General features: G+C 63.5%; 13 protein-coding genes. 8 read left to right on the top strand and 5 right to left on the bottom strand.

Features of this window, described 5'->3' with window-relative positions; all coding sequences use genetic code 11:
* Nucleotides 1–49: 49 nt before the first annotated feature.
* Nucleotides 50–424: a DUF4398 domain-containing protein gene (locus I4X03_RS07105; protein ID WP_370660494.1), complete on the bottom strand. Its 375-nt coding sequence runs from the start codon at nucleotides 422–424 to the stop codon at nucleotides 50–52.
* 189 nt (nucleotides 425–613) lie between these two features.
* On the opposite strand from I4X03_RS07105, the gene I4X03_RS07100 reads away from it, so the two are divergent.
* From I4X03_RS07100 to I4X03_RS07090, 3 genes are all read left to right on the top strand, one after another.
* Complete coding sequence (locus tag I4X03_RS07100; RefSeq protein WP_223467502.1) at nucleotides 614–2,677, top strand: AsmA family protein; 2,064 nt, start codon at nucleotides 614–616, stop codon at nucleotides 2,675–2,677.
* A 137-nt stretch (nucleotides 2,678–2,814) separates the two neighbouring features.
* Nucleotides 2,815–3,126, top strand: coding sequence for a BON domain-containing protein (locus tag I4X03_RS07095; protein WP_223467500.1), 312 nt, complete (start codon nucleotides 2,815–2,817; stop codon nucleotides 3,124–3,126).
* A gap of 22 nt (nucleotides 3,127–3,148) precedes the next feature.
* On the top strand, nucleotides 3,149–3,370 hold the full coding sequence (locus I4X03_RS07090) for a YMGG-like glycine zipper-containing protein (RefSeq protein ID WP_223467497.1): 222 nt from the start codon (nucleotides 3,149–3,151) through the stop codon (nucleotides 3,368–3,370).
* Nucleotides 3,371–3,430: 60 nt separating this feature from the next.
* Here the strand turns inward: I4X03_RS07090 and I4X03_RS07085 are convergent, their stop codons facing one another.
* Both I4X03_RS07085 and I4X03_RS07080 read right to left on the bottom strand, forming a co-directional pair.
* Nucleotides 3,431–4,282: an alpha/beta fold hydrolase gene (locus tag I4X03_RS07085; protein WP_223467495.1), complete on the bottom strand. Its 852-nt coding sequence runs from the start codon at nucleotides 4,280–4,282 to the stop codon at nucleotides 3,431–3,433.
* 171 nt (nucleotides 4,283–4,453) lie between these two features.
* A complete protein-coding gene (locus tag I4X03_RS07080; protein ID WP_223467493.1) occupies nucleotides 4,454–5,185 on the bottom strand; it encodes a Crp/Fnr family transcriptional regulator in 732 nt (243 codons plus the stop codon).
* A gap of 276 nt (nucleotides 5,186–5,461) precedes the next feature.
* Here I4X03_RS07080 and I4X03_RS07075 point away from each other — a divergent pair, with 276 nt between their 5' ends.
* The 4 genes from I4X03_RS07075 (at nucleotide 5,462) to I4X03_RS07060 (ending at nucleotide 7,550) form a co-directional block, all read left to right on the top strand.
* Nucleotides 5,462–6,136 (top strand): glycine zipper 2TM domain-containing protein, encoded by a 675-nt coding sequence (locus I4X03_RS07075; protein ID WP_223467491.1) that lies wholly within the window; start codon nucleotides 5,462–5,464, stop codon nucleotides 6,134–6,136.
* A gap of 178 nt (nucleotides 6,137–6,314) precedes the next feature.
* On the top strand, nucleotides 6,315–6,539 hold the full coding sequence (locus tag I4X03_RS07070) for a hypothetical protein (protein ID WP_223467489.1): 225 nt from the start codon (nucleotides 6,315–6,317) through the stop codon (nucleotides 6,537–6,539).
* 90 nt (nucleotides 6,540–6,629) lie between these two features.
* Nucleotides 6,630–6,776, top strand: coding sequence for a lmo0937 family membrane protein (locus tag I4X03_RS07065; protein WP_131422801.1), 147 nt, complete (start codon nucleotides 6,630–6,632; stop codon nucleotides 6,774–6,776).
* A 123-nt stretch (nucleotides 6,777–6,899) separates the two neighbouring features.
* Entirely contained in the window at nucleotides 6,900–7,550 is a 651-nt protein-coding gene (locus tag I4X03_RS07060; RefSeq protein WP_370660493.1) for a YiaD family glycine zipper/OmpA-like lipoprotein, read from the top strand.
* Nucleotides 7,551–7,746: 196 nt separating this feature from the next.
* On the opposite strand, the gene I4X03_RS07055 is transcribed toward I4X03_RS07060, so the two are convergent.
* Nucleotides 7,747–10,563: a M16 family metallopeptidase gene (locus I4X03_RS07055; RefSeq protein ID WP_223467485.1), complete on the bottom strand. Its 2,817-nt coding sequence runs from the start codon at nucleotides 10,561–10,563 to the stop codon at nucleotides 7,747–7,749.
* Between the two features lie 125 nt (nucleotides 10,564–10,688).
* On the opposite strand from I4X03_RS07055, the gene I4X03_RS07050 reads away from it, so the two are divergent.
* Complete coding sequence (locus I4X03_RS07050; RefSeq protein ID WP_307735342.1) at nucleotides 10,689–11,279, top strand: DUF3617 domain-containing protein; 591 nt, start codon at nucleotides 10,689–10,691, stop codon at nucleotides 11,277–11,279.
* Between the two features lie 21 nt (nucleotides 11,280–11,300).
* Here I4X03_RS07050 and I4X03_RS07045 read toward each other — a convergent pair whose 3' ends face one another.
* On the bottom strand, nucleotides 11,301–12,137 hold the full coding sequence (locus I4X03_RS07045; RefSeq protein ID WP_223467481.1) for a branched-chain amino acid aminotransferase: 837 nt from the start codon (nucleotides 12,135–12,137) through the stop codon (nucleotides 11,301–11,303).
* Nucleotides 12,138–12,269 lie beyond the last annotated feature (132 nt).

The following is a 12,269-nucleotide window of genomic DNA, read 5'->3' as shown; positions in this document are numbered from 1 at the left end:
TTGTTATTGATGGAAGTGCCGGCGCGCCGGGCGCGCCACAACGCCCTGCTTACTTGGCGCGCTCAACTTCTTCGCGCAGCACGCGCAAGTCTTCCTGCAGCACGTTCGACGCGGCGGTCGCCTTGGCCGAGTTGGCCTTGCTCTGGGCCAGCTTGGCGTCGGCCTGGGCCTGGTTGGCGAGGTCGCGGGCCAGGGTGTAATCCTTGGCGGCGAGGGCCTGGGTGGCGCGCTGCATCTTGGCGCGTGCCATGCTGATTTCTTCAGGGGCCAGGTCGGATGCACCGGCGCTGACTGCGTTGGCAACCGCAGCCTTCGAGACCGCGACATCGGCGGTAGCTGGCGCTTTTTGCGACGACGCACAACCCACCATGGCCAGCAGCAGCGAGCCGCACAGCACCGTTGCCAGACGATTCTTCGATTCCATATTCATTTCGTTCTCCATTCATCGTTATTGATGTCGTGTTAACTTTATAAGCGGAATCAAGAGCGAGTTCGGTTCGCTGACGCACATAGCATCCAGATAACAAAAATCAGCGGGGCAATGGGTGCGTCAGCGCACAAAGAGCGCTTAAAAATCAGGCTAAGCTGGGCTCCTCGAAATGGAAGGACTACCATGACCGACGTTACAGCTGGCAGCGGAACCCGCAAACCGATGGCGCGCCGCACCAAGATCGCGCTCGCCATCGCCGCCATACTGGTGGCGGTCCCCGCCATCGCGCTGGCGATCCTGCTGACCTATGACTGGAACAAGGCGCGTCCGTGGCTCAACGCACGCACCAGCGAGGCGATCGGCAGGCCATTCGCGATCAACGGCGACCTGTCGCTGTCATGGGAGCGGCCGGCGGAAAACATGGCGGAACGCAACCGTACCTGGCGCGATTTCATTCCCTGGCCGCATCTTGTCGCCAACGATGTCCATGTCGGCAACCCGGAAGGCATGCCCGCTGGCGACATGTCCAGCGTAAAACAGTTTTCGTTCTCGCTAGACCCGCTCGCGCTGCTCAATAAGCGCATCGCGATTCCGCTGCTGCAGTTTCAGGCCCCGGTGGTGCACTTGCGGCGCAATGCCGACGGCATCAACAACTGGACGTTCGAGAAGAAGGAAAAGAAGTCGCCCTGGGTGCTCGACCTCGAGCGGATCGTGTTCACCAAGGGCGTCGTCTCGCTGAAGGATGCGGTGCGGAACATCGACGCCAGCGCCGATGTCGCCACGCTGTCGGGCGACGCCGACTACGGTATCGGCTGGACCGTGCGCGGCACCTCCAATGGCGCCCGGGTGACCGGCACCGGCAAAGCCGGCGCGGTGCTCTCGCTCAAGCAGCAAACCACGCCCTACCCGCTGCAGGGCGATTTCCGCATGGGCGGCACCCGCATCGTTTTCGAAGGCACCTTGACCAAGCCGACCAGGCTGGCGGCGCTCGACATGAACCTGAAGTTGTCGGGCCCGAGCATGGCGCGCCTGTATCCGCTGATCGGTGTATTGCTGCCGGAAACGCCGGCTTACAGCACCTCCGGCAGGCTGATCGGCGCGCTGGGCCCGGAAAGCCGCCGCTGGACCTACGAAAAATTCACCGGCAAGGTCGGTTCGAGCGACCTCGGCGGCACGCTGACCTTCCAGACCGGCAAACCGCGCGGCAAGCTCAGCGGCAGCGTGCGCTCGAAGCTGCTGCAGTTCGACGATCTGGGCCCGTTGATCGGCGCCGATTCCAACGCCAGCAAGCTCAAACGCGGGATGCCGGCGGTCCAGCCGGCCAACAAGGTGTTGCCGGTCGAAACCTTCCGCACCGAGCGCTGGACCGCCATTGACGCCGATGTGCGCTACTCGGCCGACAGCATCGTGCGCGAAAAGCAGCTGCCGATCCGCAAGCTCTCGACTCACCTGATCATGCAGGACGGCGTGCTGACGCTGGCGCCATTGACCTTCGACATGGCCGGCGGCACGCTCAACTCGACCATCAAGCTCGACGGCAGTGGACGCGGCGGCAAGAACGCCATCAAGGCCACCGCCAAGGTGACCGCGCGGCGCCTGCAGATCAAGCAGCTGTTCCCTGCCATCGAAGGCCTGCAGGCCTCGGTGGGCCACATCAACGGCGACGCCGCGCTGTCGGCGACCGGCAATTCGATCGCCACCCTGCTGGGCGGCGCCAACGGCGAGATCCATACCTTGATCGACCAGGGCACGGTCAGCAAGATGCTGCTGGAAAAGATGGGCCTCAATATTGGCAACATCGTGCTGACCACCTTATTCGGCGACAAGCAGGTGCGCATCAATTGCATGGCGACCGACTTCGCGGTCGACCGCGGCATCATGTATTCGCGCACCTTCATCATCGACACCGAAGAAGCGGTCATCAACGTCGACGGCGTGATCAGCCTGGCCGACGAAACCTTGCACCTGACCATCAACCCGAAGACCAAGGGCCTGCGCATCATTTCGCTGCGCTCGCCGCTGTATGTGCGCGGCCCGTTCAAGAAGCCATCGGTCAGCGTCGACAAGGGCGTGCTGGCGATGAAGGCCGGCGGTGCGCTGGCGCTGGCCACGCTGGCCGCGCCGGCCGCCGCACTGCTGCCACTGGTCAACTCCGGTCCCGGCGAAGCAAGCGAGTGCGGCAAGCTGCTGGCCGCATCGCGCGAAAAGCCGACCGCCCCGCCGCCAGGCAAGCGCAAAGGTCGCTGATACCCAAGGGAATTAGCTCATCAGCACTACGTGCGTTGGCGTACAGACCACGCACGTGCCTGCCTCTAATCTAGCCATAACGGTGCTGGCCTGGCCGCACCGCAACAAGCGACTCCACCACGACAGAGGATAACAATATGAAAAACCTGAAGTTTGCCGCCCCCCTGCTGGCCGCCATGATGCTGACCCAAGTGGTTGGCTGCGCCGCCACTGACAAACAAGCCAGCGTGGGCGAATACATCGACGATACAGCGGTCACTGCCGGCGTCAAGGCAGCAATCCTGAACGAACCTACCCTGAAAGTCTCCGAGATCAATGTCGAGACCTTCAAGGGCGTGGTCCAGCTGAGCGGCTTTGTGTCGTCGGCGGACAGCGTCGCTACCGCATCATCGGTCGCGCGCAGTGTCAAGGGCGTGAAATCGGTCAAAAACGACATCCGCCTGAAATAAAACCAACTAAGGAGTACCCAAGATGAAAACCATTAAACACCTCGCAGCAACCGCAGCACTCGTAACCGTGGCATTGGGCCTGGGCGGCTGCTCCAGCATGTCCGCACAGGACAAGAACACCGCAATCGGCGCTGGCGCCGGTGCAGTGATCGGCGGCGTCCTGACCGGCGGCAGCACCGTTGGCACCGTTGGCGGCGCAGCCGTCGGCGGCGTGATCGGCAACCAGGTCAAGCCATCGAAGTGATCTGTTAGCACGCTTACCTGACGCCCCGCTGGCCGGGGCGTTTTTCATGGCGCGCCGGATCTAGTGGGGATGCGCGGCCGGCTGGCGCTCGAGGAGCTCGCGGATCGCCTTGACCACCGCCTCCGGATTGGCGCTTTGCATTTGATGATCGGAATCGACCATGACTTTCCTGGCGTTCGGATAGAGTGCCCGGATGAACGCCAGATTGCTGGCATCGCGGTTGAAGGCGCCGAAGTCGACCGGAATGGCGGTACTCGCCGTGGGCACATTGATCAGCCGGATCATCGGCTTGCTGTCGATCCCGGGCAAGGCCAGCACTTGCTCGCCGGTCGCATGGATGTTGTCGACCTCGCGGCTGACGGTGTTCGACAGCAGCACCCGCTTGGCAAGGCGGGTCGTGAACGGGAATTCCTCCGGCTTCTTGACCATCCGCGGCAACAGGCCATCAACCAGCACGATGCCCGCCACCTCTTGTGGATACATCCTGGCAAATTGCTGCACGTATAGCGCACCTAGCGAGTGGCCCACCAGCACATACGGCGGCGCCAGGCCCTTGTGCCTGAGCACCTGGCGCAGCTCTTTGGCAATCGTCTGGCCGTCGCGGGTCGTCTCGCTGGCCTCGCTGTTGGCGTAACCGGGGCGATTGTAGGCAAACACCGAGGCCTCGGCACTGACGCCATCGAGCACCTTGCCCCACTGGTCCAGCGTGCCGCGCAAGCCGTTCTCGAACACCACCACATTGTGCGAGTCCGGGTGCCTGATCGTCACCGATTCCACCTTTCGCCCATCGATGAGGTCGATGCGCGCCTGCGCCGCGGCCGCCGACGCCGCGCCGCTGGCAACCGATGCCAACAGGGCAAGCGTCAACGGCAGCCGCCAAGCGGATGAACGGTCAAAAGCGAGAGTGCCCACTGGCTTTCCTTTGCAATAATGAAAGATTCATCATTGCAGAAACGACCAGCAGCCGGGCGGCCAATGCGACGAACGGCACGCTCAGGCGATAGTCCGCGCGAATGCGCGACCGGCTGGCGGTCGCGCCTGTTGCACCAACGGCGCGGCGCCACCCGCGTTGCGTGGCGTGGCCTACACGAACGCCGTGGAAAGCGCTTCCTCGCCGGCATCCTTGACGATCTCGTAGCATTTGCACGAGGCCGCGGTCAGTCCCGGCACATCGAGGATCTCGATATTGCCGCGGCTGTAGATGATCAATCCCTGCTGCTGCAGGGCGCTGGCCGCCTTGGTGACGCCGACCCGCCGCACCCCCAGCGCATGCGCCAGGAATTCGTGCGTGAGGTGGAACTTATCCGACTGCAACCTGTCACGCGTGACCAGCAGCGAACGCGCAAGCCGCGCCTCCAGCACATGGAAGCGGCTGCACACGGCGATCTGGATGGCCTGTGCCAGCAGCGTGTCGGTGTAGCGGTACAGCACCCGCTGCAAGGACGGATTGTGCGCGAACTCGCTGCGGAACTCGGCGCTGTCCATGCGGCTGGCATGGCCGGCACGCTGGACGACCGCCCGCACCTGCGGCAGTTCATGGCCCAGCGCCACGGTGGCGCCAAGCATCCCTTCCCTGCCGACCAGGCCCACCTCGAGCGTCATCCGGCCTTCGGCCACACCCAGCAAGGAGATCAGGCTGTCGTGCGGAAAGTAGATGTGCTGCAATGGTTCGGACGGTTCGCACAGCACCGCGCCCACGTCGATATGTACTTGCTCGAGCATGGGAGCGAGGCGCGCAAAATCATTCTCCGGTAGCGCCGCCAGCAACTTGTTGTCATTGGGCTGCGCTGAGTCGGGAGGAGCAATTGCTTTCATCGGCCCCTCCCGAATGCGTTGCGTGTGTTCAAACATAATTCGGGACCGGTTACAAACATACGTGAATGGAGCTTGCTTGTAGTAGAGCTTACATTTGCAAACAATTTCAATCAGCGTAGCGGCAATAATAGTAAAGGTATGTACGGTGACGCACGGAAGCGCCCGTACTACATAGGGAGAATGGCGGCATCGGACGGACCACGTGCTGGGCCTGTCTGCCACCGGTAATGGCCGGATAACAAAAACAGCAAGTACTAAAAAAAAGGAACCACCATCATGAATACACCAATCAACAGCACCCAAGCCCGCAGCGGCATGCATCCGATGCTGATCCTGGCAGCAATCGCCGTCATCCTGTTCTGCCTGGCCGGCACTGCCGCCATCATGGGCTGGATCCCGTCGTCGGTCGGCGGCACCACCCCGCGCGGCGACCTGACCGAAGCGGACCGCCTGGCCCTGTCGTCGCAAATGGCGCCGGCGACCGCCTCGCAGCTGGCCCCGGCCGGCATCGACCTGCGCGACGAGCCACGCGTGACCGAACGCGCCGCCCGTGCCGACCGTTATGAAGAGCCGGTCAAGCGCGCGCCTGCCAAGGTTGCCGCGACCAAAGCATGGTGCGGCAATTGCGGCAACATCGAGTCGATCCGCGCGATCAAGCAGCGTGCCGAAGGCAGCGGCCTGGGCGCAGCTGGCGGCGCGGTGCTCGGCGGCCTGCTGGGCAACCAGGTAGGCGGCGGCAACGGCAAGAAACTGGCGACGGTCGCCGGTGCGGTCGGCGGCGCCGTGGTCGGCAACCAGGTCGAGGGCAACATGAAAGCGACGACCAGCTATGAAATCACGGTCCGCCTCGACGATGGCAGCTCGCGCAGCTTCCGCCAGGACAATGCGCCGCGCTGGAGCACCGGCCAGCGCGTCAAGATCGTCAACGGCGAGCTGCGTTCGGTCTCCTGAAGCGGGCGGCAGCGCCGCCTGACCACGAAAAACAACGCCCCGCGGCCTGCGCCCCGGGGCGTTTGTCTTTTCATTTGTGCAATGTGAGCCACCGCACGGACCTATTGCTGAGCAAAGCCCAGAATAGATTCACGTCGGAAACAAATCCGGTGGGAACATAACATTGAGGGTCGACACTATGAATAGCCTTGCTTGGATTGGCATTATCGTTTGGGGCCTGGTACTGACTGTCTTCGGCCTGACCATGGCCGGGCCGCCGGAAGCGCAGGCGGCGATGCAGGCGCAAGACGTGGTCTTCCTGATCGCCGGCGGACTGCTGACCTGCCTGATCGGCCTGGTTGGCCTGATGGGATTGATGGGCTGGGTGCCGGGGTTGCGCAATGAACAAAATTCTTGCGCTTAATGTACGGCACCGTACAGAGCGCAAATACACCGCTGTCCATACTGCAGTTACGGCCTACGGGTCTTCTAAAACATCCACCGAGGACAAATCATGCTTTATACAATCGCAGTCATTCTCCTGATTCTCTGGCTCCTGGGCCTGGTTACTTCCTACACCGTAGGCGGCTTCATCCACATCCTGCTGGTTGTCGCAGTCATCATGATCCTGGTGCGCCTGATCACCGGCCGAGGGATTTAGTAACAATTACGACAATAGACATCGTTTGATGTTCGCTAAGATCCGTTTCGCGGTCGTGCCAGGCGCAGCCTGGTGTGACGGCGAAACGGATCAAATTATAAGGAGCACCCCATGAAAAAAATTATGAACAAGTCCATCATCGCAGCTACTGTCTTCGCCCTGGTCGCATCGGGTTGTGCTGACATGTCCGCCACCCAGCGCGGCACCGCAACCGGCGCCGGCGTCGGTGCGGGCCTCGGCGCCATCCTTGGCGGCACCACCGGCGGCGGCGGCGGCAGCCGCGCAGCCAAAGGCGCTGTCATCGGCGGCGCAGCTGGCGCGCTGATCGGCAACATCTGGTCGAACCGCATGGAAAAGCAGAAGCAGGCGATGGAACAGGCAACCCAGGGAACCGGCGTTCAGGTTACCCAGACCTCGGACAACCGCTTGAAGCTGGAAATCCCGGCCGACGTGTCGTTCGACACCGGCCGTTACGACATCAAGTCGAACTTCCGCCCGGTACTGGAGCGCTTCGCCCAGACGCTGAACGAAAACCCTGGCGCGACCGTGACCATCATCGGCCACACCGACAGTGTCGGCGGCGAATCGATCAACCAGCCGCTGTCGGTCAACCGCGCAGCGAGCACCCGCAGCTACCTGGCGCAGCGCGGCGTATCGCCGAACCGCATCACCATCGAAGGCCGCGGCGAGCGTGAGCCAATCGCGTCCAACGATGACGCAAACGGCCGTGCACGCAACCGCCGTGTCGAGATCTACGTCGCGGAACGCGGCTAAATAACGGCCTCCCGTTCGCGGGACTGGCTGCCGGGGACGCCCCGCCACCGCGATGTTTCGCGGGGCGCGGCGTCCTTTTTTATTGCCTCGATCAACAACGTCGTTCCCGCGCAGGCGGGAGCCCATACCATCGGAGCAGCACAGGACAGCGCGTTGTCAGGATGGGTTCCCGCTTTCGCGGGAACGACGATGGCGCTTACTTCTTGGCGTCGGCTGGCTTGCCTGCCTTCGAGAAATCGCCGGCGCTGACGATCGACACCGCGCCAGGCTTGACGTTATTGCGCAGCGCGTCGTTGACTTGCGCCACCGTCAGCGCAGCCACCTTGGCGTCGAGGTCCTTGTCGAAGGCCATCGTGCGGTCCAGCGTCAGGTAGCTGGCCAGGCGCCCTGCCAGCGGGCCGTCTTCGGTGCGGTACACTTCCTCGCCCTGCTTCCAGCCCTTTTTCGCTTCGGCCAGTTCGGCCTCGGTGAAGCCATCCTTGATCGCCAGGTCGATCTCTTCGCGCAGCGCCGCTTCGACCTTGGCGGTGTTTTGCGGTGCGCTGATCGCGTACGCCAGCCACAGGCCAGCCGGGTCGCGCGCCGGGATGTTGAGCTGCGAGCCGACCCCGTACGACAGGCCTTCCTTCTGGCGGATCCGGTCCGCCAGGCGGCTGCGCAGCGCGCCGCCGCCGAGCATGTGGTTGGCCATCAGCAGCGCCGGGAAGGCTTGCGCGTCATCCTTCAGCGCCAGCGGATGCACGGCGATCAGCACGCTGTTGGCCTTGTCCGGTGTTTCCAGCGCGATCTTCTCGCCCGCGGCGTTCTTGATGGTGCTTGGAATCCGCTGGTAAGGCTGGGCCGCTTTCCAGTCGCCGAACAAGCTCGCCAGCTGCGCCTTGACCTGCTGCGGATCGAAGTCGCCCACCGCGGCAAAGGTCGCGTCGCCCGCGCCGTAGAACGCGGCATGGAATGCCTTGACGTCGGCGACGTTCAGCGCGCGCACGTTGGCCAGTTTCTGCGGCAAGGTGTCGACGTGCTTGACGTGGCCTTCCGGCGTGGCGTCGAGCAAGCGCTGGAAGGCGTTGAAGGCCAGCGGTTGCGGCTCCGGCATGTCTTGCTCGATGCGGCCGACGCGCTCGCGCTGCAGTTCGGCGAACTCGCTGTCGGCAAAGGCCGGCTTGCGCAGCACCTCGGCCAGCAGCGCCAGCGCCGGCGCCAGGTTCTCGCGCGTGGTGGTGACCGATGCGCTGACGCCTTCGGCGCCGCCGCCGACCGACACTTGTGCCTTGAGCTTGTCGAAGGCATCCTTGATTTCCTGGCGCGACAGGCGTTCAGTGCCACGCATCAGCAGCCCTGCGGCAAATGAACCGGCATCGGCCTTGCCCTTGAGGCTGTCGGCGCTGCCGGTGCGCAGCACCAGGTTGGCGCTGACCATGCCGCCCTTGGTCTTCTTCGGCAGCAAGGCGCCCTTCAGGCCGTTCGGCAAGGTGAAGCGTTCGGTGCGCGCTTCGATATTGGCCGGGCTCGGATCGAATGCTTCGCCCTGGGCCACCACCGCGCGGCCTTTGTAGCCATTGACCAGGGCGGCGATGTCCGGCGTGCCCGGCACCTCGGTGCGGTCGACCGTGTCGGTCGGGATGAAGCGGCCGAGCGTGCGGTTGGTCGGCTTCAGGTATTTCAGCGCCGCCGCCTGCACGGCGGCAGCGTCGGTCTTTTCGACCCGGTCGCGCTCGAGGAAGAACAGGCGCCAGTCGCCGGCCGCCATCGATTCGGTCAGCGCGATCGCCAGCTGGGCGGTGTCGTTGGTGGCAAGTTCGATCTGCTTGTTGATGGCGATACGCGCGCGCTCCACTTCCGCTTCGGTGATCGGCTGCGATTTCAGGTCTTCCAGCACCTTCAGCATCGCGTCCTGGGTGGCGTCGAGCTTGACGTCCTTCGGCACCACGGCGCCGAAGATGCGGTAGCTCGGCTCGAGGTTGTTGACGGCATCGACCTGGACCCGGGTGGCAAGCTTGGTCTCGACCAGCGCCTTGTGCAGGCGGCCGCCCGGCGCGTCGACCAGGATGCGCGCCAGCAGCGACAACGCCGCCTCGTCGGCATGGCCGGACGGCGCCACGTGGTAGCCGGCGCCGACGAACTGGGTGCCGCCGTTGCGGCGCACCGTGACGGAACGCTCGCCGTCCTGGGTCGGCTCGGCCGTGTAGGTCGGCTGCAGCACGCGCGCCGGCTTGGGAATGCGGCCGAACCGGTCGTTGACCTGCTTGAGCACCTTGGCTTCATCGAAGCGGCCCGCCACCATCAGCACCGCGTTGTCCGGCTGGTAGTAGTTCTTGTAGAACGCGCGCAGGCGCGGAATGTTGACTTGCTCGATGTCCGAGCGCGCGCCGATCGTCGACTTGCCGTAGTTGTGCCAGTCGAAGGCGACCGCCTGCAGGCGCTCGGTCGTGACGCCGATCGGATCGCTCTCGCCCATCTCGAACTCGTTGCGCACGACCGTCATCTCGCCCTTCTGGGTCTTCGGGTTCCACAGGTCGTTCTGGTCGATCGGCGCGTTGACCATGCGGTCGGCCTCGAGCGCCAGCATGGTGGCGAGGTTTTCCTCGTTGGCCGGGAAGGTCGAGTAGTAGTTGGTGCGGTCGTACCAGGTGGTGCCGTTGAATTCGGCGCCGGTCGAGTTCAGCACTTCGACCGGGGTCTTGGTGCCCTTCTTGATGCCGAAGTTGGCGGTCGGCTTGAACAGCAAGTGTTCCAGCAAGTGCGCCATGCCGGTCTCGCCGTAATTTTCGTGGCGCGATCCAACCATGTAGACGATGTTGGTGGTCAGGGTTGGCTTGCTATTGTCAGGAAACAGCAGCACGCGCATGCCGTTGCCCAGTCGATATTCGGTGATGCCTTCCACGCTCGTCACCTTGACCGGCGCCGCAAGGCGCGCGGACTTCACTGCGGCCGGGGCGGCTGGCGCGCCTGCGGCGGAAACGAAAGCGGGCGTCAGGATGCCGGCGCTGAGCATGAAAGCGGTGAGTAATTTCACGTGGTACTTCCTATCGGTAAGAGTAAGTGACGAGAGAAAAGTATGCCATACGCGGATGGGCTGGCAAACCTCTTTTATGTGCATACATCGCGCGAGCGCGTGGTGGCGTTTGCGCGTTTTCCGCTATGCTGGACCGATTCAACCATTCAGGAGTCGCCATGCCAGTCCGACCGATCGCACTTGCCGTTTTCACGTCAACCCTTTTGATCGCCGTGCCATCTTCTGCGCAAAACATCAAGCCAGGTTTGTGGGAAGTCAATAACAAGATGCAAAGCGACAATAGGCAGATGGACGAAGCGGTGAGCATGGTGCACCAGCACCTGGCCAACCTGCCGCCCGACCAGCGCAAGCAGCTTGAGGGCATGATGGCCAAAAACGGCATGCAGATGCCGACCCAGGGCAAGGACGGGGCGTTGCAGATCAAGATGTGCATTACGCCAGACATGGCGGCGGCCAACCAGTTGCCGATGCAGGAGGTCGGCCACTGCACGCAGAAGCGCTCGGCCGTCGTGGGCAAGACCATGAAGGTCTCGTTCGCCTGCAGCAAGCCGGAAGCCAGCGGCGACGGCCAGGTCACGTTCAATACCGACACCGATTACACGATGAAGATGAAGGTCACGACGACGGCCACCGGCACCCCGGAAGTAATGCACATGAACATGACCGGCCGCTGGCTGACCTCCGACTGCGGCAGCATCAAGCCGACGGCGAAGTAGCCAGGCCGGCCGGCGGCTGCCCTATTCCTGCAGCATGAACGCCAGGTAGCGATCCCGCGCCAGGGTCGCGATCGGCCCCACGTCCAGCGTGCGCCCTTCGTAGCGCACGCACGGCGTCACCTTGCCGTAATTGCCGGTGCTGAAGATTTCCACCGCCGTATCCAGCTCGGCCGTGCCGACCGTGCGTCCAACGACCTTCACGCCCGCCTCTTCCAGCAAGGCGATCACGCGCGCGCGTGTGATTCCCGCGAGGAAGGTTCCGTTCGGTATCGGCGTGACGACTTCGCCGGCACCCGTCACCAGGAACAAGTTGGACGAGGCGAACTCGGCAACGTTGCCCTTGCTGTCGACCACGATGGCGTTATCGAAGCCGCGCGCCTTTGCTTCGCGCAAGGCACGGGTGGTGTTGGCGTACAGCGCCGACGCCTTGGCATCGGTCGGCGCCATGCTCGCATCGGGACGCTTCAGCGTCGACAGGCAGGCCGAGAATCCGGTAAATGCCGGCATCGGCGCATCGAACAGGGTCAGCGCGAAGCCGCTCTTGTCGGCGTCGGGGATCAGGAATCCATCGGCCGCATACACCAGCGGGCGTATGTACAGCTCGGCATCGGGCGGAAACTTGGCGACGCCTTCGCGCACCAGCGCTTCCATCTCATCGACGCTGTATGGGCAGGCCAGGCCCAGCTGCTCGGCCGACTGGACCACCCGCTTCAGGTGCAGGCGCAGGTCGGGCATGTGGCCGCGCACCGCGCGCGCGCCGTCAAACACCGATGAGCCCAGCCAGACACTGTGATCCATCGCCCCAAACAAGGGCGTATTGCCTTCTGCCCATTGCCCTTTAAAATAAGTCAGGTACATATTCATCATCCCCGGTAATGTGCCAACTGCGCGCCGCTGTGGTGGCGGCGCGTAAAGTGTACCCGAACTGTCACAGCGCCCGCTGAATGCCCAACTATGGCTGAGTTTGTTCGGTACCGTACAAAGTTCCCG

The sequence above is a fragment of the Massilia soli genome, from assembly GCF_016809835.1.
Taxonomy (GTDB): domain Bacteria; phylum Pseudomonadota; class Gammaproteobacteria; order Burkholderiales; family Burkholderiaceae_D; genus Telluria_A; species Telluria_A soli.
Note: the sequence above shows the minus strand (reverse complement) of the source record. Positions and strands in the feature narration are given on the sequence as shown.

What these genes read in the sequence shown, in the direction of transcription:
- I4X03_RS07105 (WP_370660494.1), bottom strand. Translation starts at nt 424, where the DNA reads ATGGAATCGAAGAATCGTCTGGCAACGGTGCTGTGCGGCTCGCTGCTG.
- I4X03_RS07100 (WP_223467502.1), top strand. Translation starts at nt 614, where the DNA reads ATGACCGACGTTACAGCTGGCAGCGGAACCCGCAAACCGATGGCGCGC.
- I4X03_RS07095 (WP_223467500.1), top strand. Translation starts at nt 2,815, where the DNA reads ATGAAAAACCTGAAGTTTGCCGCCCCCCTGCTGGCCGCCATGATGCTG.
- I4X03_RS07090 (WP_223467497.1), top strand. Translation starts at nt 3,149, where the DNA reads ATGAAAACCATTAAACACCTCGCAGCAACCGCAGCACTCGTAACCGTG.
- I4X03_RS07080 (WP_223467493.1), bottom strand. Translation starts at nt 5,185, where the DNA reads ATGAAAGCAATTGCTCCTCCCGACTCAGCGCAGCCCAATGACAACAAG.
- I4X03_RS07075 (WP_223467491.1), top strand. Translation starts at nt 5,462, where the DNA reads ATGAATACACCAATCAACAGCACCCAAGCCCGCAGCGGCATGCATCCG.
- I4X03_RS07070 (WP_223467489.1), top strand. Translation starts at nt 6,315, where the DNA reads ATGAATAGCCTTGCTTGGATTGGCATTATCGTTTGGGGCCTGGTACTG.
- I4X03_RS07065 (WP_131422801.1), top strand. Translation starts at nt 6,630, where the DNA reads ATGCTTTATACAATCGCAGTCATTCTCCTGATTCTCTGGCTCCTGGGC.
- I4X03_RS07060 (WP_370660493.1), top strand. Translation starts at nt 6,900, where the DNA reads ATGAACAAGTCCATCATCGCAGCTACTGTCTTCGCCCTGGTCGCATCG.
- I4X03_RS07050 (WP_307735342.1), top strand. Translation starts at nt 10,689, where the DNA reads ATGCTGGACCGATTCAACCATTCAGGAGTCGCCATGCCAGTCCGACCG.
- I4X03_RS07045 (WP_223467481.1), bottom strand. Translation starts at nt 12,137, where the DNA reads ATGTACCTGACTTATTTTAAAGGGCAATGGGCAGAAGGCAATACGCCC.